Raw genomic sequence first — 19112 nt, forward strand, 5'->3', positions numbered from 1 at the left:
CATAAATTCTTTTCGCAGTCTGGTCAAACCCTTTTCCTCTTATGGGTATAACCTTAACCTCTATTATTGCATGAACAATATCTGTTTTTACTTTGTCCCAGTTTATAACAGCCTTATATTTAACAATTACCCGTTCTTTTTCAAGTTTTTTTATCTGCTCTTTAATATTTTCAACCGATGTATGAAGCATTGTTGCTATTTCCTGTGCCTGTATTTTTGCGTTTTTACTTAATATCTCTAATATCTTTTTCATACTCCTCCTGTTGTGTAATAGATAAATTTTATCACCTTCTTTACAATTCGTCAAGACTTCGTATAACTTATACAAGATGTTGACAAAAGAGGGAAGTCGTGATATGTTTAAATTGCAGTTATTTTTAAGTCATCATCAGTTGTTAGATTTTTCGTAACTATTCAACCTGCTTGCATATTTTTTGACATGAACCTGAGATATGTGTTAGGATAATTACACCATGAATCGAGTTAAGTTTTTCCAAAAATTGTACTTGACAGGTTTAATGAAATGTGGTATACTGAACCTATGTGTCTCTGTGCCTAAAATATGAAAGGTATTCAGTGAATATTTACACAGGAAAGGAGGTGAAAAAGGTAAGTTGGTCTTGAAGTTATAGTTTTTTTATGTTCATAAGGCTCTTTCTTGCAAAGGAGCCTTTAAGAAGGAGGAAAAGAAAATGAAAATGCTTAAAGAATATGGAAAGAGGAGGAAAACAAAGATGAAAAACAAAATAGTGTTAGTCTCGCTGGCTATGTTGTTAAGTCTGAGCCTGGTTACTATCGGTTATTCGGCGCCAGCACCTGATGCTATAGCGCGTATTAGAGCTGCGGCGATGAAAGATATGACCGAGGCAGGGATTACGAGAGCTACCGCTAGGGCTATGCTTAGAGAAGCCATGAAGGCTGACCCAAGCCTGGAGGAAGTGACCACTATCACTGCGGCTATGGTCGACATGCACGAAGCGGGACTGACCCCGGAACACAGCCTGGCTTTGATAAAATTGCACGGAGAGCTTGAAGGTCTCGGGATAGCGCGGGAAATCTTCCTTGAGGAATTCAGCACCCTGGCCGCGGCAAAGATAGATATGCACGAGGCAGGGATTACGGGAGCCGCCGCTATGGCTATGATTAGGGAAGCCATGAAGGCTGACCCGAGCCTGGAGGAAGTAGCCACTATCATTGCGGATAAGATCGATCTCGTGGACGAACAGCCGGAGCCTCCAGTCGAACAGCAGGAGCCTCCAGTCGAACAGCAGGAGCCCCAAGATAATGTAGAACAGGAACTCCCAAAGGAACCAGAGGACGAGCGTTGATCCGGAGATTGAACAGACCCATAGGTAGGTACAGGGTCTCGACCAATAGTGAGAAGATGCAGAGTATTACTCACCTTGAACACATCTCGACCAAAATGCTGATGGAGCGCCTGCCGAGACTACTTGGGGAGTTTGAGTAGATTTTCCTCGGCCGTCTGCTACGCCGGGAAAGTGACAGGGAAACCCTTGAGAACCAAGCTCATCTGAAGCAGGTTATCGGAAGCGTATTCACAGGCTTTTGCTCTTTTGGTGTTTATAACATCTAATAAATTAACAGGTACTGAAAACTCTACATAAATAGTTACACTTCCTCTTGTTATTGACTTTTTCAGCAGACTTCTTGCCTTTATCTCAAGAGAAGAAAGAAAGAAAGGCATTCTACAATTTAAGTCAAAGAAACGGTGATTACTGCTTTTAATCTCAACAAGCAAAGATCCCTGCTTTGGCAATTTTTGCACAACCCTGCCAAAACCTGTCATAGAGTTTATCATAACATTTTTAACCTTTGTAATTTTTACCTTGTCTTCAACTTTTACAGTTGCTTTTTTAAGTTCTGGCAACAAAGCAGCAGCAGAGCTGTTTTCTCTTATTTTTTCAATCTGAATCTTTAACTGTTCAGGTAAACAGACTGTAAGAAGATAGGCTTTTAGACTATTGCCCTGGTGCTCTGGCGCTAACTGCTTACCTTGATTTTTGAACTTTCTATATGGAAAGTGTGGGTCGTTAATAATTTAACTTTGATTTCGGGGCACCCGGGATAGTGGGCCGTTTGATTTTTGAACTTTCTTATAAGGGGGGCAAACTGAAGCGGGTTCTTGTTACAGGTGGGGCTGGATTTATTGGCTCACATCTTTGTGAAAAACTTTTAAATAAAAGATGCGAGGTTCTTTGTTTAGATAGTTTTTATACAGGGATGCGTTCAAATATCCTGCATCTTCTTTCATATCCATATTTTGAGGTTATAAGGCATGATATATGCTATCCAATTTGTTTAGAAGTTTCTGAGATTTATAACCTTGCCTGTCCAGCTTCTCCTGTCCATTATCAGCATAATCCGATTCATACTATAAAAACATCTATCCTTGGAAGCATCAATATGCTTGGCCTTGCAAAAAGGGTAAAAGCAAAGATATTACAGTCCTCCACAAGTGAGGTTTATGGGGACCCAACAATTCATCCACAGCCTGAAAACTACAGGGGCAATGTCAATCCCACAGGATACAGGGCATGCTATGATGAGAGTAAAAGGTGTGCAGAGACACTATTTTTTGACTACCACAGACAGCACAAACTAAAAATAAAGGTTGCAAGAATATTTAATACATATGGACCCAAAATGCAAGCAAACGATGGAAGAGTAGTGAGTAATTTTATAGTACAGGCGTTAAAGGAAGAAGCCATCACTGTATATGGTGACGGTAAACAGACAAGGAGTTTCTGTTATATAGATGATATGATAGACGGACTTTTGAAGATGATGGACAGTCCCGATGACTTTACAGGCCCTGTTAACCTTGGCAATCCTCAAGAATGGACAATACTTGAACTTGCAAACCAGGTTATTAAAATTACCGGAACAAAATCAAAAATAGTTTTTAATCCTCTTCCTCCTGATGATCCGCTCCAGAGATGCCCCGATATAACACTTGCTAATAAAGAATTAAACTGGAAACCAGTTATCAGGTTAGAAGAGGGACTAAAAAAAACCATAGAGTATTTTAGGAAAATATATTAAAACAGTAGATAATTGTAATAAAAATTGCTGAAATGGTTATACAAACACAGAAATGCAGATTATAAAAATAAAAATTTCCTTACAAGAACTAAAAGAGATTTCACAAGAAACATTCGGGAATCTGGTTAAAGCAGTGGTTGATGTAAATAGACACATTATGGCAATTGGCGGCGATTTGCATTCGGACGAAGAGGCATTATTACTTGGGGATGGTTCAAAACAAGAAGATATCTGGGGGATAAATATATATCCGGAGATTCAAGGTGAAGAGTGGATTGAATTTGATTCTGTAATAAATCTACGCCCATTACAGGAAAACAATACTAAATATATAAATAATCCTGATATTAGGTTTAAAATTATAGAAATTGTAAATAACCTGATTGAAAAATGAATTATCAACATAAACAACTGGCTTCGGGGAAATGGTTTAAATTAACATTTTACGAGCAGATGGCTAATATTGGAAGTGAAGTTGAAAGGGCGATACTGTGGAGAGAAAAAAACACACAATTCAGCCTTAAAGCCATTTACCGCGCTCTTGAACTTTTGGATCTTACTATCTCTGATACAAAAAATTGTGTGGTATCCAGGTTAAAGGAACTTTGCAGATTAAGAGAAATATTAGTAGATTGTTTTTGTTTTGATAATTATTATTCTTCCACAGATGAATTCTGGAGAAAATATTTCTATCCATTTTATTATGCTGCTCGTAAGGTAACCAATAAATTTATGTGAGTACCACAGACGCAAGTAATAACATAGAAAGTGCAAAAAACTTTTCGCTCCATAAAAAAAGCCCCCGGACTTTAATTTTAAGTCTGGGGGCTTTTTTTATAAACTGCAACCAGGTGGTTAGAATACGAGCGTCACACCTCCAACTAGCTGGAAGGCATCTGTTGTTGACACGCGAGCACGAGGAACACGAAATTCAGCGGCATAAACATCTCTTACATAGTCATCTGGTATAAACCATGCACCAAGAACCCTGAATGTTACATCCTCTGTGTATGCATATCGGACAATAAGATTCACTTCCTCTCCGATTCTCTTGTTTACACCTGGGGCTGTTTCATCGGCCTGGAAATGATAAAGGCTTGCACCTAATGTAATATTCTCTATTGGTATTATAGAACCGCCAATTTTTGCAACCTTAAGGTTGCTGTTCCCGTAGATATAGTCCACGATGGAGCCCCATGTCTGGTCCTCAAAGAATGGGTTCCATGACCCTATTTTATGGTCCCTTGGATTATTATCACCGGAGAACCATGCAAGCGCTGCGCCAAGCTTTGGCGTGTACTCACCCTCAAATGTATATTCTGCGCCAACATTGGTTGCAAATGCTCTGCGGTCAAGGTCTCTCATACCAACTCTTTCTGTTGTACCAAACTGACGTGCATACTCACCTTTCAGAAGCCATCCGTCTGCTGGTTTTGTACTTCCACGGATACCTGCAACTGCAATATTTTCTCTGAAAAGTGGTCTTTCCAACCTGTTGTGAACATTAAGAAGGTATCCTTCTACTTCTGCATCATATTCGTCAAATTTATAACCAACATTTACTCCATAAAGGTCTGCATCTTTACTGTCTCTTTCCGGTCTTTCGGCTAACTTTGCAAGAATAAGGTCTATCGTCCACGGCTCATATAGCAATACAGCCGTTATGGCATCAAATGCTTTTCTTGATGATACATCATCATCCACATCCACGGTTGCTGCGTCCCGATCTATTCCCCCTACTCCTACTTCGCCTCTCGGATCTGGTATTCTGTGTAGAGCCGTCTCAATCCTGTTCTGACCAAGAACAAAGCCTTCTCCAAGGACAATATTCTGGCGACCCATTTTAAGCGTTAAAGGGGAATACAGCACCTCCTTTAGTGTTACATATGCAAGGTCAAGCTCAATATCTATTGTGCGTTCTTCTACTCCTCCCCAATCTCTCCTGTTTAAGAGTCTTATTACTCCTTCAACATTGTCCGTAAGGTCCACATAAGCCCCAACCCTTGCTGTTGACTGATACCAATTTCTACCTTCGGTAGAAACATCAACACCCGCCAGTCTATCAACACCAGGATATGGCCTTTCATATCCCCACCTTGATATCCCATGCACTGAGATATCGCCAGAAACTCTTATATTCTGGACTGCTGCAAACAATGGCAAACCCATTAAAAGCAGTGCCATTGCAATAAAAAACATTTTTTTCAATTTTCCTCCTTATTTTTAAAACAAGGTGCAATCCGAAAAGATTTTTTTAAGTTAAGATATGTATTTCCCTTCTCGTTTCTCACCTTGAGAATTAACATGTGCTATATAGTAATCGTTGCATTTCCGACAACCTTTGACTGTTCAAGAAATCCCTCACCTCCTTCTTGTCATAGATTAAGGATGTCTGCAACGGTTAAGCCCGAAACACAAGATAGACACAGACTATCTGAATATCTCATTATACAACATATTTCAGTTTTGTCAAGTACTTTTTTTTAATTTTTTTTTACCCTGTTAAATTGATATCAGTGCACCAGGGCACCAGGGCACCAGTGCACCAAAGCATCAGTGCACAGGGCACCAGAGCACCAGGGCACCAGAGCACCAGATATGATATGAAAGAAGGGGAGATTTTCGCCCCCTTTTATAAAGGTGGACCCTTCCCCTCCCCCCCCATTTATAAAGATGGCGGGGCGCCCATCCAAAGGATGGGTCGGGGGATTATGTTTTCCCCACCCAAAGGGCGCTTGCCTTAAACCCTTGATATCTTGACGCCTATTTTTTCCCTATTCCCTTCTATAAAGAAGCAAATTCTTTTATAAGACCTGTTCCTATTATTGACCTCTGTATCTGATTTGTGCCTTCGTATATCTGTGTAATCTTTGCATCCCTCATAAACTTTTCAACAGGGCAGTCCCTCATATACCCATAACCACCAAATATCTGAACTGCATCTGTTGTAACCTTCATTGCTGTATCTGAGGCAAAAAGTTTTGCCATTGCAGACTCTTTGCTTACCCTGGTATTTCCCGAATCAACCATTCTTGCCACTGAATAAACAAGAGCTCTTGCTGCTTCAACCTGTGTTGCCATATCTGCAAGCATAAACTGTATGCCCTGAAATGATATTATTGGTTTTCCAAACTGAACCCTTTTTCTTGCATATTCAACCGCAAGGTCAAGTGCCCCTTGTGCAATACCAACAGATTGTGATGCAACACCCGGGCGTGATATATCAAGAGTTTTCATTGCAACAACAAAACCAAGCCCCTCTTTTCCAAGAATATTTTCTTTTGGAACCTCGCAGTCAGTAAAAACAAGTTCTTTTGTTGCAGAAGCCCTTATACCTAACTTTTTTTCCTTTTTACCAAATGTAAATCCCGGTGTTCCTTTTTCAACTATAAATACACTTGCACCTCTTGCTCCTTTGTTTTTATCCGTCATTGCAATTATTATATAGGTTTCTGCTTCCCCACCGTTTGTAATCCACTGTTTTGTTCCGTTTAATATATAATAATCCCCCTGGTTTTTTGCGGTTGTTTGAATACCTGATATATCAGAACCTGCGCTTGCCTCTGTTAGTCCGAATGCAGCTATTTTTTTACCCGATGCAAGGTCTGGAAGATACTTTTGTTTTTGAACATCATTCCCGTAAAGTATTATAGGATATGTTCCCAACGCACTTGCTGCATAACATACTGCAATACCCCCGCATGCACAGGAAAGCTCTTCTGTGACAAGACACAGATCCAGAACCCCTCCGCCTGTTCCCCCATATTTTTCCTCTATATACACACCAAATAAGTCGCTCTCTGAAAGAACCTTCATTATCTGCCAGGGAAATTCCTCTGTTTCATCATAGTATGCAGAAACAGGCTGTATCTTTTCCTTTGCAATCTTTCTTGCAAGTTCTTTTGCCATTATCTGTTGTTCACTTAAAAAGTAGTCCATCTAACCTCTCGGTTGCCAGAGCACCAGGCCACCGGAACACCAGTTTGTTTATATTTTTCTCAACACAATACTTGCATTGTGTCCGCCAAAACCAAAAGAGTTTGACATCGCAATTTTAACATCCCGCCTTCTTGCGGTATTGGGAACATAATCCAAATCACAGTCAGGGTCTGGATATTCATAGTTTATTGTAGGCGGGATGACGCTGTGATATATTGACAGAACAGATGCAATAAGTTCAACCCCTGCTGCTGCACCCAAAAGGTGCCCTATCATAGATTTTGTTGAACTTATTGCAACCTTTTTTGCATAATCACCAAACACTTTCTTAACTGCAATTGTTTCTATTTTGTCATTTAACTGTGTGGATGTTCCATGTGCATTGATATACACAACTTCTTCAGGTGCGAGTTTTGCATCATTCAGTGCTGATTTCATACAGCGGAAAGCACCGTCCCCCAGCGGGTCGGGTGCTGTTATGTGATATGCATCCGAGCTTGCACCGTAGCCTATAACTTCTGCATATATTTTAGCATTTCTCTTCCTGGCATTCTCAATATCCTCAAGTATGACAATACCTGCACCCTCGCCGATGAGAAATCCGTCCCTCTCTTTGTCAAAGGGTCTGGATGCTTTTTCAGGTTGGTCATTTTTTGTGGTAAGCGCTTTAAGGGCACAGAATCCTGCAACACCCAATTGTGTGATGCAGGATTCTGTGCCTCCAGCAACCATAACTCTGGCATCTCCATACCGGATTGTGCGAAATGCCTGTCCAATGCTATGATTCCCGGATGCACAGGCACTGGCACAGCAAAAATTAGGGCCCTTTAGTCCATAATAGATGGATATCAAACCGGATGCCATATCAGGAATCAACATTGGGATAAAAAAAGGAGTAACCTTTGAAGGTCCTTTTTCTATAAGAACGCGCATCTGCTCTTCCATAATAGGAAGCCCGCCTATTCCTGAACCGACGAGCACACCAATAGTGTTTTTATCTTCTTTTTCCAAATCAAGACCTGCATCCTGAATTGCCATTTTTGAAGCGCATATAGCAAACTGTATAAATCTTTCCATTCTTTTTAATTCTTTAGGGTTTATACAGCCTGATGGATCAAAGCTCTTTACCTCTGATGCAATCTTTGTCGGAAAATTTGTCGGATCAAAAAATGTTATAGGTCCTGCCCCGCTTTTCCCGTTTATAATAGAATCCCAGAATGCGGTTGTATTGTTCCCGACCGGAGATATAACACCCAAACCTGTAATAACAACTCTATTCACAACCTATCCTTTATTTTTTCACAGATTTTTCTTCTATATATTTTATGGCATCCCCAACTGTTTTTAATTTTTCAGCCTCTTCATCCGGAATTTCCATACCAAATTCTTCTTCTAATGCCATAACAAGCTCAACCGTGTCAAGTGAATCCGCACCAAGGTCATTAATAAATGATGCCTCCGGTGTCACTTCTTCCGGTTTTATACCAAGTTGTTCAACAATTATCGCCTTTGTTTTTTCTACCAATTCTGACATTTTTTCCTCCTTTTTAAGAATATTAAAGAGTTATCTTAAAATATAAAATAGTGGTTGTCAAGAGCCTGCTGTTTTTCTCACCACCTGTTCTATATCCTGTGTTGTGAACTTAAATCCAATATTTCTTAAAGACCTTTGTGAATTTTTTTCAATCCTTGTTATGAGGTTTTCTATATCTTTTTCTTCTATTCCAATAGTTTTCAATGAAGGTTTAAGATTTATTTTTTCCATAAGTTCAATAATTTTGCCTTCGGAATTTTCAACTTTTCTATTTGCAAAGTCTCCGACAAATGCTTTATCCAAGACCTCAACCCTCTGTGCATACCTTTCTCTGATAAGACTTATAATTTGGGGTAAGAACATTAAACTTGCATAGCCGTGATGCACACTCCAGTCAAGTGTAAGCGTATAACCCATACCATGCCCAAGCATTGTGCCTGTACAATTCAAAGACACACCTGCAACAAGGGATGAAAGCATCATCTGTTCCCTTGCCTGTTTATCTTTTCCATCTTTTACCGCAACCGGAAGCCATCTAAATATCATTGCTATTGTTTCTTTATTTAATATGTCTGTTATAGGATTTGCCCTTACTGAAAGTATGCCTTCTATACAGTGTGAAAGAGCATCCAATCCGGTAGAAGCGGTTAAATATGGATTAAGTGTATATGTCAAGGAAGGATCACAGAATGCAATATCCGGCATAATTGAAAGTGATGCTATTGTCTTTTTTGTATTATTATCTTCATCTACAATAACAGAAAATCTTGTTACTTCACTTCCTGTGCCGCTTGTTGTAGGAATAAGTGCGATAGGGCAGGGAGGATTTTGGACAAGTTCTTCCCCAAAATATTTGTTTAAACCCTGTGAGTTGCTTGAAAGGACGGCGACTGCTTTTGCAGTATCCATCGCACTTCCACCTCCGATGCCCAATACGAAATCACACCCTTGCCCTTTAAATGCCTGTGCTGCTTTTTCAACAGTTTTTACAGATGGATTTTCTTCAACATCAGAAAATATTGCCCACCTAATGGAAATATTTTCCAACTTTTTTTGTATTTTTTCTAAAAGCCCGGTAGAATAAACAAAGTGTTTTCCCGTTATAATAAGTGGTTTTTTGCCAAGCCTTGAAATCTGTGGAATACTTTCAAGAACCTCACATCCAAAATACACTTTGGTTTTTATATAAAACAAGAAAGGCGCTATCATAATATATTAGTTTCAACAGGGCGAACACCATAGGTTCGCCCCTACGCCATCTATATTGTCTTCTTTTTCCCCCACCCACTATCTACTACCTACTACCTACTATCTTTTCAGTATTCCATTACCACAGATGCAACGGAATATCCCCCGCCTACTGTTGTAAAAAGCAGTTTATCCTTACGCTTTATATTTTTCCCTTGAATTTTCCCGTGCACGGCCATCTCAAGAGTAATGGGGATTGTTGCGCTTGAGTTGTTCCCCATATCTTTTATTATTGATATTACCTTTTCTTTTGGAAAATTTAATTTTTCTGCAACACCATCAATAATTCTTGCATTTGCCTGATGCGGGATAAGATAATCTATATCTTCTGCTGACCATGGACTTTTAGATAAGGCGCAAATGGCCGCCTCAGACATAGAATTAACGGCCCTTCTTAAAACCTGCGGTCCTCCGGGCATTTTTAGGTAAGATTTCTTAATATAATTAATCCCACCTATATCTTTTGCAATCTGAAAATCAGAATTTAAGTATTCAAGATGGTCTGAATATAAGGACCCAATAAACGGCTGACTGCATATACCTGTTTCTGAAGAAACTTGCAAGACAGCAGCCCCTGCCCCATCCCCGAGCAATACTGCAACGCGAGGGTCATCGGGATCTATTGCTCTGGACAGACATTCGGCACTTACAATGAGGATGTTTTTGTACCAACCGGATTTTATAAAAGAATATGCTATCGCCATACCATACAGGAAACCCGCACAGGCAGTATTTAACGGAAACGCAGGGATTGTGTCAAGTCCCAGTCTATGTGCAAGGGAACAGGCAGAATTAGGTATCTCCCTTTTTTGTGTGAAACTTGTTAAGATTAAAAATTCTATGTCTTGTATTTTAAGGTTTGCATCTTCAATTGCCTTCCTTGAAGCCTCTTCACCCATTGTCTCTATATCTTCTTCTTCACTTATATAGTATCTTTCCCCGATGCCTGTCATATTTTCTACCCATTCTTCAAATGGCATTCCGGCTTTTGCTTCATCAAAGCCTCTAATCATGCCTTTTAAGTGACCGTTTGATACACATCTTTTAGGAAGATAACTACCCACACCTGCTATTCTTGCCTTAAACATATTCTTTTTTCCCTTTTATTTTAACCACAGCTCTTTTTCAAGAAGGGCTGTGCCTTTTGCATCTTAGAGTTTGTTTTCATAAGACTTTACACAGGGTTGAGTTTGCCCAAAAGACGCCCTGTCTTTTATCAATATACCATTCAGATGGTCTATCTCATGCTGTATGATTCTTGCTAAAAGTCCTTCTGCCTTAATTTTTATCTTCCGCCCCCTAACATTTATTCCATGGACAGTAATCTTCTTTGCTCTTTTAATTTTCCATGCTTCACCGGGAAGGCTTATACACCCCTCTTCTGCTGTCTCTTCGCCAGTGGTCCTTTCAATCTCGGGATTTATAATCTCAACAAGATTCTGATTGTCCATTACTATGATTATTCTTTTTGGTATTCCAACCTGGTTTGCAGCAAGTCCTATCCCTTTTGAAGAATGCATTGTTTCTGCCATATCCTTAATCAGCACACATATACTATCGTCCACACAAGGAACCTGTTCTGCCTTTTTATAAAGGATTGGATCAGGGTATATACATATCTTTAATGCCGTCATAATACATTTTTGCCTTATATGAACTTCGGACAAAAGGGCCCGACAATACACGGGAAAATCCTATCCCGTATGCAACACATTTTAAGTATTCAAATATATGAGGTTCTATATATTCGAAAACAGGAAAATGTTCTTTGCTCGGAGAAAGATACTGCCCAATGGTTAAAACCCTGCATCCGCAACCAAAAAGAGCATTCATACAGTCAATAACCTCTTTCTGTTTTTCCCCTACGCCCAACATCATCCCTGATTTGGTAATAATGTTGCTTTTTTCTGAAACATATCTTATCACATCAAGTGACCTTCCATAATCTGCTCCTGGGCGAAGAACGGGATACATTCTTGGGACAGTTTCTATGTTATGACCGAACACATCAGGGTGTGCTTCTATAATTTTATCTAAAGAACTTTTAGAACCCTTGAAATCAGACGTAAGCACCTCAACTGTAACACCCTTCTGTGTTCTTCTAATTTCTTTTATGCATGAAACAAATTGCTCTGCTCCTCCATCTTCAAGGTCATCTCTTGTTACGGAGGTAATCACAATATGAGAAAGTTTTAATTTTATTGTGGCCTGTGCAATCCTAGCCGGCTCAGTTTTGTCTATTTCTGCGGGGGTACCCTTTTGGACGGCACAAAACCTGCAATTTCTTGTGCAAATGTTACCAAGTATAAGAAATGTTGCCACCCCATCATTAAAGCAAAGATTTTGATTGGGGCATTGGGCACTTGAGCAGACAGTATTTAGACCGGAGAGGATACTTCTTGTATGTTTAAATTTTTCCGATACATTAACAGTTCTTTTTATCCAAGAAGGATGGGAAGACTTAAAATGGGTTTTTTCCATTACATACCTTCATAGAAAGTTCAAAAAATTAAAAATATCTGTTTTTTCGCCTTGCCTCTCTTGCGTCTTTTGCCTTCCTTTTCTTTCTCTCGCTTGGCTTCTCATAATATCTCTTTATCCTTACCTGTCTGAGAAGCCCTTCTCTTTCTACTTTTTTCTTTAACTTTCTCAGGGCCCTTTCAAGGCTTCCTTCTTTTCCTACATCAACCCTTGACACAAAATACCACCTCCTTGCCCGTTCACCAGAGCACCATTCACCCACTACCTGTCACCAGAGTCACCAGTTCTATGGTAGTTGTGCAGAGGTTTTATCATTCCTGCTCAATCTTTGTTATGGCTTCAGGCAGTATTACAATTTCAACCCTTCTGTTTTCCTGTCTTCCTTCAGGTGTATCATTGCTTGCAACCGGCGAAAACTCACCCCAACCTGTTGCTGATATTCTTGTTGGTTCCATTTCCTTTGCATCCACAAAATAATGAAGTACCGAAAGTGCACGGGCTGATGATAATTCCCAGTTTGACTTCCATCCGGAATATTTTATAGGTTCACTGTCTGTATGCCCTTCAATATCTACATTCCTATCTATAAATCTTGTATTAAGTATATCAGCAACTTTATCCAATGTCAGACGCGCCTCTTCTCTTATTGTTGCCCTGCCTGAATCAAACAGTATCCTATCTAAAAATGTTATAACAATCCCTTTTTCAAGATGCTTGATTGTGAGTATTCTGTCGTCAATTTCACGTTTAAGACTTCGTTCAAGCTCATTCTTTTCCTTCAATAATCTGTCTGCAATACCTTCTTTCTCCTTCTCTCTTAAAGCAATCAGAGCACCTAATTTATCCACCTCTTTCTGAAGAAGTGCAATCCTGTGAAGATCGTCAGGATGATGTCTTTGAACACTTACACACCCTGATACAAAAATAACTGCTGATGCCAAAACCCCCATTGCCCAACTTCCCTTCATATTATCCTCCTGGTATAATCTTCACCCTAGACATCCTAGAGCGAATTTGTTGATAATGTATTAAAATATTTTAACATGTTAAAATATTTCTGTGTTTGACACATGCTCCTTTTTAGAAAGGCAAACACTCCCTGCCCTTTTAGAACTGAACCTTCTTTCATATTTTACTACTATTATTTTATTTGTCAATTATTTTTAAACAATATATAATAATACTTGTGGAAGAAACTTCTATCACCAATTGCATAGATGACCTTTGTATTGCTGTGGTCGGAGCAGGTTATGTGGGGCTTACAGTTGCAGGTTTTTTTTCAGAACTCGGAAACAGTGTAACCTGCGTTGATAATAATTATCAGAAAATAGAGAACCTTAAAAAAAATAAAATTCCTATATATGAGCCAGGAATTGAATATCTTATTATAAAAAATAAAAAAAGGGGAACGCTTTCATTTTCTCATAGCATAAAAGAGGCAACAAAAAAATCAGATGTAATATTTATCTGTGCAGGAACACCCTCACATTCTGACGGAAGTCCAGATCTTTCAGCAATAGAGAGTGTAGTTGAACAGATTGCAAAGGCAATGGACAACTCATATAGGTTAATTGTAGAAAAAAGTACTGTTCCGGCACACACAGGTAAAAAAATAAAACAGACTATATGCAGGAACAATCCTGCCGCAGTTTTTGATATAGCATCCAACCCTGAATTTTTAAGAGAGGGAAGCGCAGTCTATGACATATTTCATCCAGACAGGATTGTAATAGGCGTTGAAAGCAAAAAAGCAGAACAAATACTTACACGGCTTTATGAACATATAAAAGCACCCATTATTGTTTGTGACATTGAGACAGCAGAGATAATAAAGCATGCCTCAAACTCATTCCTGGCAACAAAGATATCTTTTATAAATGCGGTTTCAAACATCTGTGAAAGGTTGGGTGCAGATATCAGAAAGGTCTCAGAAGGCATGGGGCTTGATAAAAGGATTGGAAAAGACTTTCTTAACGCAGGAATCGGATTTGGAGGTGCCTGTTTTCCCAAGGATTTAGATGCATTTATACATCTTGCACATACTGTGGGATATGACTTTGGTCTGTTAAGGGAGGTAAAAAAAATAAATGAGGAACAAAGAAAATACATGCTGAAAAAAATAGAAGATACATTATGGATAATAAAAGATAAAACAATAGGTGTGTTTGGTCTGAGCTTTAAGCCGGACACGGATGATATACGAAATTCGGTTTCAATAGAAGTAATAAAGTTGTTACAAAAACAGGGGGCTAAAATAAAATGTTATGACCCCAGGGCAATGGATGTAGCAAAAATTGTATTGGATAAATCTGTCCAATTTTGCAAAAACATATATCAAACAGCAAAAGATTCAGACTGTCTTGTTATAATGACTGATTGGGAAGAGTTTAAAAATATGAACTTAAAAAAAATTAAAAAAGCATTAAAACAACCGGTAATAATAGATGGGAAAAATATCTTTGAACACCAGAGTATGAAAAATTTGGGATTCATATATAAATGTATCGGAAAAGACTGATGATCTTAATCCCACACCCAAGAGGGTACCCGAGGCACCAAACAATATTCAATAACCAAATTACAATAACCAAACAATATTCAATTTTCAAATCTTAAATTACAAACTTTGGAATTGAGGATTTTGGGATTTCGGGCACCCTCTGGGTGTGTCATTCGTTTAGTACTAAAATTTTGTTGCAAAAATTATAAATAAATGTAAGATATCATAATAGATAGGTTTTGATATTTCTTTAAAAGAGGGGTTATGAAAAAAATATTACAAAACATTAAAAGTTGGGTCGGAAGATTCGCTGGGTTTTTATCAACAGATATAGGGATTGACCTTGGGACATCAAACACACTTGTCTATGTTAAAGGGAGGGGGATATTAGTAGCAGAGCCATCGGTCATTGCCCTTGACAAGGAGACAAATACTGTTCTTGCAGTAGGCGAAGAGGCAAAAAGGATGCTTGGAAAAACCCCGGGCAATATTATTGCAACCCGTCCTATGAAGGATGGTGTAATAGCAGATTTTCAGGTTTCTGAGGCAATGTTAAGATATTTTATAAAGAGGGTTCATAAGAGTGGAATATTTGTTCATCCGAGGATTGTGATTGCGGTTCCATCCTGTATTACAGAGGTTGAACGAAGGGCAGTTACAGACTCTACGCTTCATGCAGGGGCAAGAGCAGTATATCTTGTAGAAGAGCCGATGGCAGCAGCAATAGGAGCAGGATTGCCTGTGCAGGAGCCAGCAGGAAATATGATTGTTGATATAGGTGGGGGGACAACCGAGATTGCAGTTATATCTCTTGCGGGTATTGTTTTTACAAAAAGCCTCAGGATTGGCGGAGATGAGATGGATGATGCTATTATCCAGCATCTGAAGAAAACATATAACCTTTTGATAGGTGAAAGAACAGCAGAACGGATAAAAATAGAGATAGGCTCGGCATTCCCCATTGAAAATGAAATGACGATGGAGGTAAAAGGAAGGGACCTTGCTGTGGGATTGCCAAAAGCCATCACAATATCATCTAAAGAAGTAAGACAGGCACTTTCCGAGCCCATATCTTCAATTATTGAAATTATAAGGATTGCGCTTGAAAGAACACCTCCTGAGCTTTCTTCAGACCTTGTTGAAAGAGGGATTGTTATGGCAGGAGGAGGCGCCCTTTTAAGAGGGATTGATAAACTTATTTCAGAAGAAACAGGACTTCCTGTTCATATTGCGGAGGACCCGTTAAGTGTAGTAGCGTTGGGTACAGGAAAAATATTAGAATCTCCTTACTTAAAAAAGGTAACAGTAAGTGCCCGCCTTGAAAGTTAAATATGACGCACACCAGGAGCAAGGGTTATGTTGTTCTGTTAATTTGTATCAGTATTTTTTTGATTGTGTTCCATAATAAAATCTTTTTTTTATCCCATCTGGATATTTTTTTTTATAAGATATCCCAAGGACCGCTTCTTTTTTTAAATAACATCTCCGCGCCGCTGAAAATATTTAAACAAGTTCCAACCTTATACAAAGAAAACCAAAGATTAAAACAGCAGATAGCCGTTTTTAAAAATCAGGCGGTATTTTTACGGGAAATTGAATCGGAGAATGAAAGATTGAAAGGGCTGCTTTCTTTAAAGGCCGGTTTCCCGAGGTTAACAACAGTTGCAAGGGTTGTTTCGCAGGAGCCATCTCTGTGGAGTTCTACGATTATCATTGATAAAGGGATAAAAGACGGGATTATAAAAAATTCACCTGTTTTAACATCAGCAGGATTGGTAGGATTTGTAAGCGAAAGTGGAGATAAAAATAGCAGAGTTATACTTTTACAGGATCCGAACTTTAGGGTTCATTCAATAGTTCAGAGAAGCAGAGTAACGGGGGTTTTTGAAGGAAAAATGGAAGGGCAAGGGATACTTAAATATGTCCCTGTTGATGCAGATGTCCAGAAAGGTGATTCTGTTGTAACATCAGGTATGGGGGGACTCTATCCAAAGGGGATATTTATAGGAACGGTTGAAGAGGTTGTGCGCCCCTTCGGGAGTAGATTTTGTCATATAAGGATTAAAATTGCAGTTGATTTTTCAAAGATAGAGGAGGTTATCTGTATACGATAAGTAAGGCACGGATGTATCACTTAAACCCTTTTTGGTTTGCGATATTTTCAATCTTGATTCTATGGTTTGATATATCTTTTTTTAGAACAACAGCAATTCTTTATCTATATTTTTTATATATAATACTGTTTCAGGGTAAAGATTATGGGTTATGGTGTGGCGCCTGGGTTGGTTTTCTTATAGATATTTCTTGCCCAGATCCTTTGGGAACACATACAGGGACATTGGGAACGGTAGGACACATATTGGGAAAATATGCAAGAGTATTAAAAAAAGATGCCTGGTTTGTTCAAGTGTCCATTGCTTTTTTATCAATACTTGCGGCAAAAGTATTATCCCTGTCTTTGCTTTTTATATTTACAGATACCGTTGTTCTTTTAAGAATTTTAGAAAATGTTTTTATTAAATCTTTTGGTATAGCCCTTTTGACGCCGTTTGTATTTTATATCTTTGGAAGGCTTAAAAAATAGTATGAATAACAGAATTAAATATTTTGGTTTAGGAATATTTCTTTTTCTTTTTACTCTTATTATTATTCTATGGCATATCCAGGTTTTAAAAAATGAAAAGTATCTATTGCTATCTGAGAAGAACAGGATAAGGCTTGTTCCGATTGTAGCCCCGAGAGGAAATATACTTGACAGAAACGGTGTGGTTTTAGCCTTTGACAAACATTTTTTTGAACTTGTTGCAGTGCCTCAAGATCTGTCAAAGAACAGGGAAGAATTAAAAGAACTGGCAAAAATTTGTGGCGTGGATGTAGAATATTTTCATAAAAAGATAAAAGAAAGATTTGTTGCACCGTTTTATCCCGTTGTTCTTTTAAGAGATGTTGAATTATCAAAAGTAATAAAGATTGAAGAACAAAATATAAGATTTCCAGGCATAAGAGTAAGAGAGGTTTTCAGAAGGTATTATCCACAGGCTGAAACCTTTGCACACATTATCGGATATACAGCAAGGCCCACCTTGCTTGAGATTCTAACTACTGAAGAATTTATAACAGATGAGGATTGGATAGGAAGAAGTGGTTTGGAAAAAACAATGGATGATGTTTTAAGAGGGAAAAACGGAGGAACGCAGGTTGAGATTGATAACAGAGGAAGAATGATAAGAACACTCAGTTGGAAAGGACCTGAACCCGGAACAGATATAAGACTAACAGTAGATGCGGGGTTGCAAGAGTTTGGGAAAAACCTGCTTGCTGGCAGAAAGGGTTCAATAGTTGTTCTTGATTGTTCCAGCGCAAGTATTCTTGCAATGGTAAGCAGTCCGTCTTATAATCCGAATTATTTTGTATCATCCGATAATCGTGTTACAGAAATATTAAATGATAGAAGATCCATAATGTTAAACAGGAGTTTATTGCCTTATCCGCCCGGTTCAATATTTAAAATTATAACAGCAATAAGCGGACTTGATAAAGAAATTATAAGTCCGTCCCAAACATTTCAATGTAGCGGAAGTATAGATATCGGGAATCACAGAGTTCATTGTTTTGGCGCAAGAGCACATGGCAATGTAAATCTTCATAAAGGAATAACAGATTCTTGCAACACATATTTTGTAAATATCGGAAAAATGATAGGTGTAGATAATATATCAACATATGCAAGGATATTTAACTTAGGAAGCCCTACTGGTATAGAGCTTCCATTTGAAAAAGGTGGACTTGTCCCCGATAGAATCTGGAAGAAAAAGAAAATCAACGAAGACTGGTATACAGGAGATACCGCAAACATTAGTATCGGCCAGGGGTATGTTCTTACAACTCCACTACAGATGGCAAATATGGCTCTTCTTGTTGCAAACAATGGGATATCTTTTAAACCACGCCTGATAAAAACAGAAACCAATCAGAATAAAAAAGTATCTATATTAAGCCCGGAAGTTTTCTTACCCTTAAAAGGCGCTATGGAAGATGTTGTCCGAAGAGGGACTGGAAGACTTGCAGGGGGCGATGGGATTTCTGTTGCAGGTAAAACAGGAAGCGCACAGGTTGATAATAACAGATCACATGCATGGTTTATAGGTTATGCCCCCGTAAAAAATCCGCAGATTGCATTTGCAGTGTTTCTTGAATTTGGAGGGCGTGGCGGAGAAGAGCCTGCAATAATTGCAAAAAAAATTGTCCAGTATTGGATGGAGAATAGTAGATAGTAGGTAGGAGATAGTAGGTAGTAGGTAGGGAAAACCCCCCTCCTTTTATAAAGGAGGGTAGGGGTGGATTATC

22 protein-coding genes are annotated in these 19112 nt (G+C 38.8%); 10 read left to right on the top strand and 12 right to left on the bottom strand.

Annotated features, from left to right (window positions below):
- Window positions 1-253, bottom strand: a 253-nt coding sequence (locus tag B9J78_02315) for an AsnC family transcriptional regulator (GenBank protein ID MBA2123761.1), incomplete at its 3' end; no start/stop codon positions are given.
- Window positions 254-692: 439 nt separating this feature from the next.
- Between B9J78_02315 and B9J78_02320 the strand changes: the two genes are divergently transcribed.
- Window positions 693-1328 carry a hypothetical protein gene (locus B9J78_02320; protein MBA2123762.1) on the top strand — a complete coding sequence of 212 codons (636 nt, stop codon included), beginning with the start codon at window positions 693-695 and terminating at the stop codon, window positions 1326-1328.
- Between the two features lie 158 nt (window positions 1329-1486).
- On the opposite strand, the gene B9J78_02325 is transcribed toward B9J78_02320, so the two are convergent.
- On the bottom strand, window positions 1487-1891 hold the full coding sequence (locus B9J78_02325; GenBank protein ID MBA2123763.1) for a hypothetical protein: 405 nt from the start codon (window positions 1889-1891) through the stop codon (window positions 1487-1489).
- Between the two features lie 239 nt (window positions 1892-2130).
- Here B9J78_02325 and B9J78_02330 point away from each other — a divergent pair, with 239 nt between their 5' ends.
- Genes B9J78_02330 through B9J78_02340 form a run of 3 tightly spaced genes read left to right on the top strand, consistent with a single transcriptional unit; the run spans window position 2131 to window position 3801 of the window.
- The gene (locus tag B9J78_02330) at window positions 2131-3063 is read left to right on the top strand and encodes an NAD-dependent dehydratase (protein ID MBA2123764.1); all 933 of its coding nucleotides are present in this window, start codon (window positions 2131-2133) and stop codon (window positions 3061-3063) included.
- A gap of 52 nt (window positions 3064-3115) precedes the next feature.
- The gene (locus B9J78_02335; GenBank protein ID MBA2123765.1) at window positions 3116-3457 is read left to right on the top strand and encodes a hypothetical protein; all 342 of its coding nucleotides are present in this window, start codon (window positions 3116-3118) and stop codon (window positions 3455-3457) included.
- Complete coding sequence (locus tag B9J78_02340; protein MBA2123766.1) at window positions 3454-3801, top strand: hypothetical protein; 348 nt, start codon at window positions 3454-3456, stop codon at window positions 3799-3801. Before B9J78_02335 ends, B9J78_02340 begins: the two co-directional genes overlap by 4 nt.
- 117 nt (window positions 3802-3918) lie before the next feature.
- Here the strand turns inward: B9J78_02340 and B9J78_02345 are convergent, their stop codons facing one another.
- Entirely contained in the window at window positions 3919-5271 is a 1353-nt protein-coding gene (locus B9J78_02345) for a hypothetical protein (GenBank protein ID MBA2123767.1), read from the bottom strand.
- Between the two features lie 308 nt (window positions 5272-5579).
- Here B9J78_02345 and B9J78_02350 point away from each other — a divergent pair, with 308 nt between their 5' ends.
- Complete coding sequence (locus B9J78_02350) at window positions 5580-5807, top strand: hypothetical protein (protein ID MBA2123768.1); 228 nt, start codon at window positions 5580-5582, stop codon at window positions 5805-5807.
- A gap of 40 nt (window positions 5808-5847) precedes the next feature.
- On the opposite strand, the gene B9J78_02355 is transcribed toward B9J78_02350, so the two are convergent.
- From B9J78_02355 to B9J78_02395, 9 genes are all read right to left on the bottom strand, one after another.
- On the bottom strand, window positions 5848-7002 hold the full coding sequence (locus tag B9J78_02355; protein MBA2123769.1) for an acyl-CoA dehydrogenase: 1155 nt from the start codon (window positions 7000-7002) through the stop codon (window positions 5848-5850).
- Between the two features lie 48 nt (window positions 7003-7050).
- The gene (locus tag B9J78_02360) at window positions 7051-8283 is read right to left on the bottom strand and encodes a beta-ketoacyl-[acyl-carrier-protein] synthase II (GenBank protein ID MBA2123770.1); all 1233 of its coding nucleotides are present in this window, start codon (window positions 8281-8283) and stop codon (window positions 7051-7053) included.
- 10 nt (window positions 8284-8293) lie between these two features.
- Window positions 8294-8536, bottom strand: coding sequence for an acyl carrier protein (locus B9J78_02365; protein MBA2123771.1), 243 nt, complete (start codon window positions 8534-8536; stop codon window positions 8294-8296).
- A 57-nt stretch (window positions 8537-8593) separates the two neighbouring features.
- A complete protein-coding gene (locus tag B9J78_02370; protein MBA2123772.1) occupies window positions 8594-9745 on the bottom strand; it encodes a hypothetical protein in 1152 nt (383 codons plus the stop codon).
- Window positions 9746-9852: 107 nt separating this feature from the next.
- Window positions 9853-10872 carry a hypothetical protein gene (locus B9J78_02375; protein MBA2123773.1) on the bottom strand — a complete coding sequence of 340 codons (1020 nt, stop codon included), beginning with the start codon at window positions 10870-10872 and terminating at the stop codon, window positions 9853-9855.
- A 63-nt stretch (window positions 10873-10935) separates the two neighbouring features.
- Window positions 10936-11418 carry a peptide deformylase gene (locus tag B9J78_02380; protein MBA2123774.1) on the bottom strand — a complete coding sequence of 161 codons (483 nt, stop codon included), beginning with the start codon at window positions 11416-11418 and terminating at the stop codon, window positions 10936-10938.
- A complete protein-coding gene (locus tag B9J78_02385; protein MBA2123775.1) occupies window positions 11387-12265 on the bottom strand; it encodes a lipoyl synthase in 879 nt (292 codons plus the stop codon). The genes B9J78_02380 and B9J78_02385 overlap by 32 nt, the downstream gene beginning before the upstream one ends.
- Before the next feature lie 28 nt (window positions 12266-12293).
- Window positions 12294-12482 (bottom strand): 30S ribosomal protein S21, encoded by a 189-nt coding sequence (locus B9J78_02390; GenBank protein ID MBA2123776.1) that lies wholly within the window; start codon window positions 12480-12482, stop codon window positions 12294-12296.
- 94 nt (window positions 12483-12576) lie between these two features.
- Window positions 12577-13233, bottom strand: a complete 657-nt coding sequence (locus B9J78_02395; protein ID MBA2123777.1) for a hypothetical protein — start codon at window positions 13231-13233, stop codon at window positions 12577-12579.
- Between the two features lie 245 nt (window positions 13234-13478).
- Between B9J78_02395 and B9J78_02400 the strand changes: the two genes are divergently transcribed.
- The 5 genes from B9J78_02400 (at window position 13479) to B9J78_02420 (ending at window position 19039) form a co-directional block, all read left to right on the top strand.
- Window positions 13479-14783 (top strand): UDP-glucose 6-dehydrogenase, encoded by a 1305-nt coding sequence (locus B9J78_02400; protein MBA2123778.1) that lies wholly within the window; start codon window positions 13479-13481, stop codon window positions 14781-14783.
- A 246-nt stretch (window positions 14784-15029) separates the two neighbouring features.
- Complete coding sequence (locus tag B9J78_02405) at window positions 15030-16094, top strand: rod shape-determining protein (protein ID MBA2123779.1); 1065 nt, start codon at window positions 15030-15032, stop codon at window positions 16092-16094.
- Between the two features lie 2 nt (window positions 16095-16096).
- A complete protein-coding gene (locus B9J78_02410; GenBank protein MBA2123780.1) occupies window positions 16097-16879 on the top strand; it encodes a rod shape-determining protein MreC in 783 nt (260 codons plus the stop codon).
- Between the two features lie 11 nt (window positions 16880-16890).
- Window positions 16891-17349 carry a rod shape-determining protein MreD gene (locus B9J78_02415; protein ID MBA2123781.1) on the top strand — a complete coding sequence of 153 codons (459 nt, stop codon included), beginning with the start codon at window positions 16891-16893 and terminating at the stop codon, window positions 17347-17349.
- A gap of 1 nt (window position 17350) precedes the next feature.
- Window positions 17351-19039, top strand: a complete 1689-nt coding sequence (locus tag B9J78_02420) for a penicillin-binding protein 2 (GenBank protein ID MBA2123782.1) — start codon at window positions 17351-17353, stop codon at window positions 19037-19039.
- The last annotated feature ends 73 nt before the right edge of the window (window positions 19040-19112 follow it).

The organism is bacterium Unc6, from assembly GCA_013626165.1.
GTDB lineage: Bacteria > Omnitrophota > Gorgyraeia > Velesiimonadales > Velesiimonadaceae > Velesiimonas > Velesiimonas alkalicola.

Coding starts and splice junctions, on each gene's coding strand:
- B9J78_02420 (MBA2123782.1), top strand. CDS start 17,351: ATGAATAACAGAATTAAATATTTTGGTTTAGGAATATTTCTTTTTCTT.
- B9J78_02415 (MBA2123781.1), top strand. CDS start 16,891: ATGTATCACTTAAACCCTTTTTGGTTTGCGATATTTTCAATCTTGATT.
- B9J78_02410 (MBA2123780.1), top strand. CDS start 16,097: ATGACGCACACCAGGAGCAAGGGTTATGTTGTTCTGTTAATTTGTATC.
- B9J78_02375 (MBA2123773.1), bottom strand. CDS start 10,872: ATGTTTAAGGCAAGAATAGCAGGTGTGGGTAGTTATCTTCCTAAAAGA.
- B9J78_02380 (MBA2123774.1), bottom strand. CDS start 11,418: ATGACGGCATTAAAGATATGTATATACCCTGATCCAATCCTTTATAAA.
- B9J78_02370 (MBA2123772.1), bottom strand. CDS start 9,745: ATGATAGCGCCTTTCTTGTTTTATATAAAAACCAAAGTGTATTTTGGA.
- B9J78_02320 (MBA2123762.1), top strand. CDS start 693: ATGAAAATGCTTAAAGAATATGGAAAGAGGAGGAAAACAAAGATGAAA.
- B9J78_02365 (MBA2123771.1), bottom strand. CDS start 8,536: ATGTCAGAATTGGTAGAAAAAACAAAGGCGATAATTGTTGAACAACTT.
- B9J78_02385 (MBA2123775.1), bottom strand. CDS start 12,265: ATGGAAAAAACCCATTTTAAGTCTTCCCATCCTTCTTGGATAAAAAGA.
- B9J78_02340 (MBA2123766.1), top strand. CDS start 3,454: ATGAATTATCAACATAAACAACTGGCTTCGGGGAAATGGTTTAAATTA.
- B9J78_02405 (MBA2123779.1), top strand. CDS start 15,030: ATGAAAAAAATATTACAAAACATTAAAAGTTGGGTCGGAAGATTCGCT.
- B9J78_02335 (MBA2123765.1), top strand. CDS start 3,116: ATGCAGATTATAAAAATAAAAATTTCCTTACAAGAACTAAAAGAGATT.
- B9J78_02355 (MBA2123769.1), bottom strand. CDS start 7,002: ATGGACTACTTTTTAAGTGAACAACAGATAATGGCAAAAGAACTTGCA.
- B9J78_02395 (MBA2123777.1), bottom strand. CDS start 13,233: ATGAAGGGAAGTTGGGCAATGGGGGTTTTGGCATCAGCAGTTATTTTT.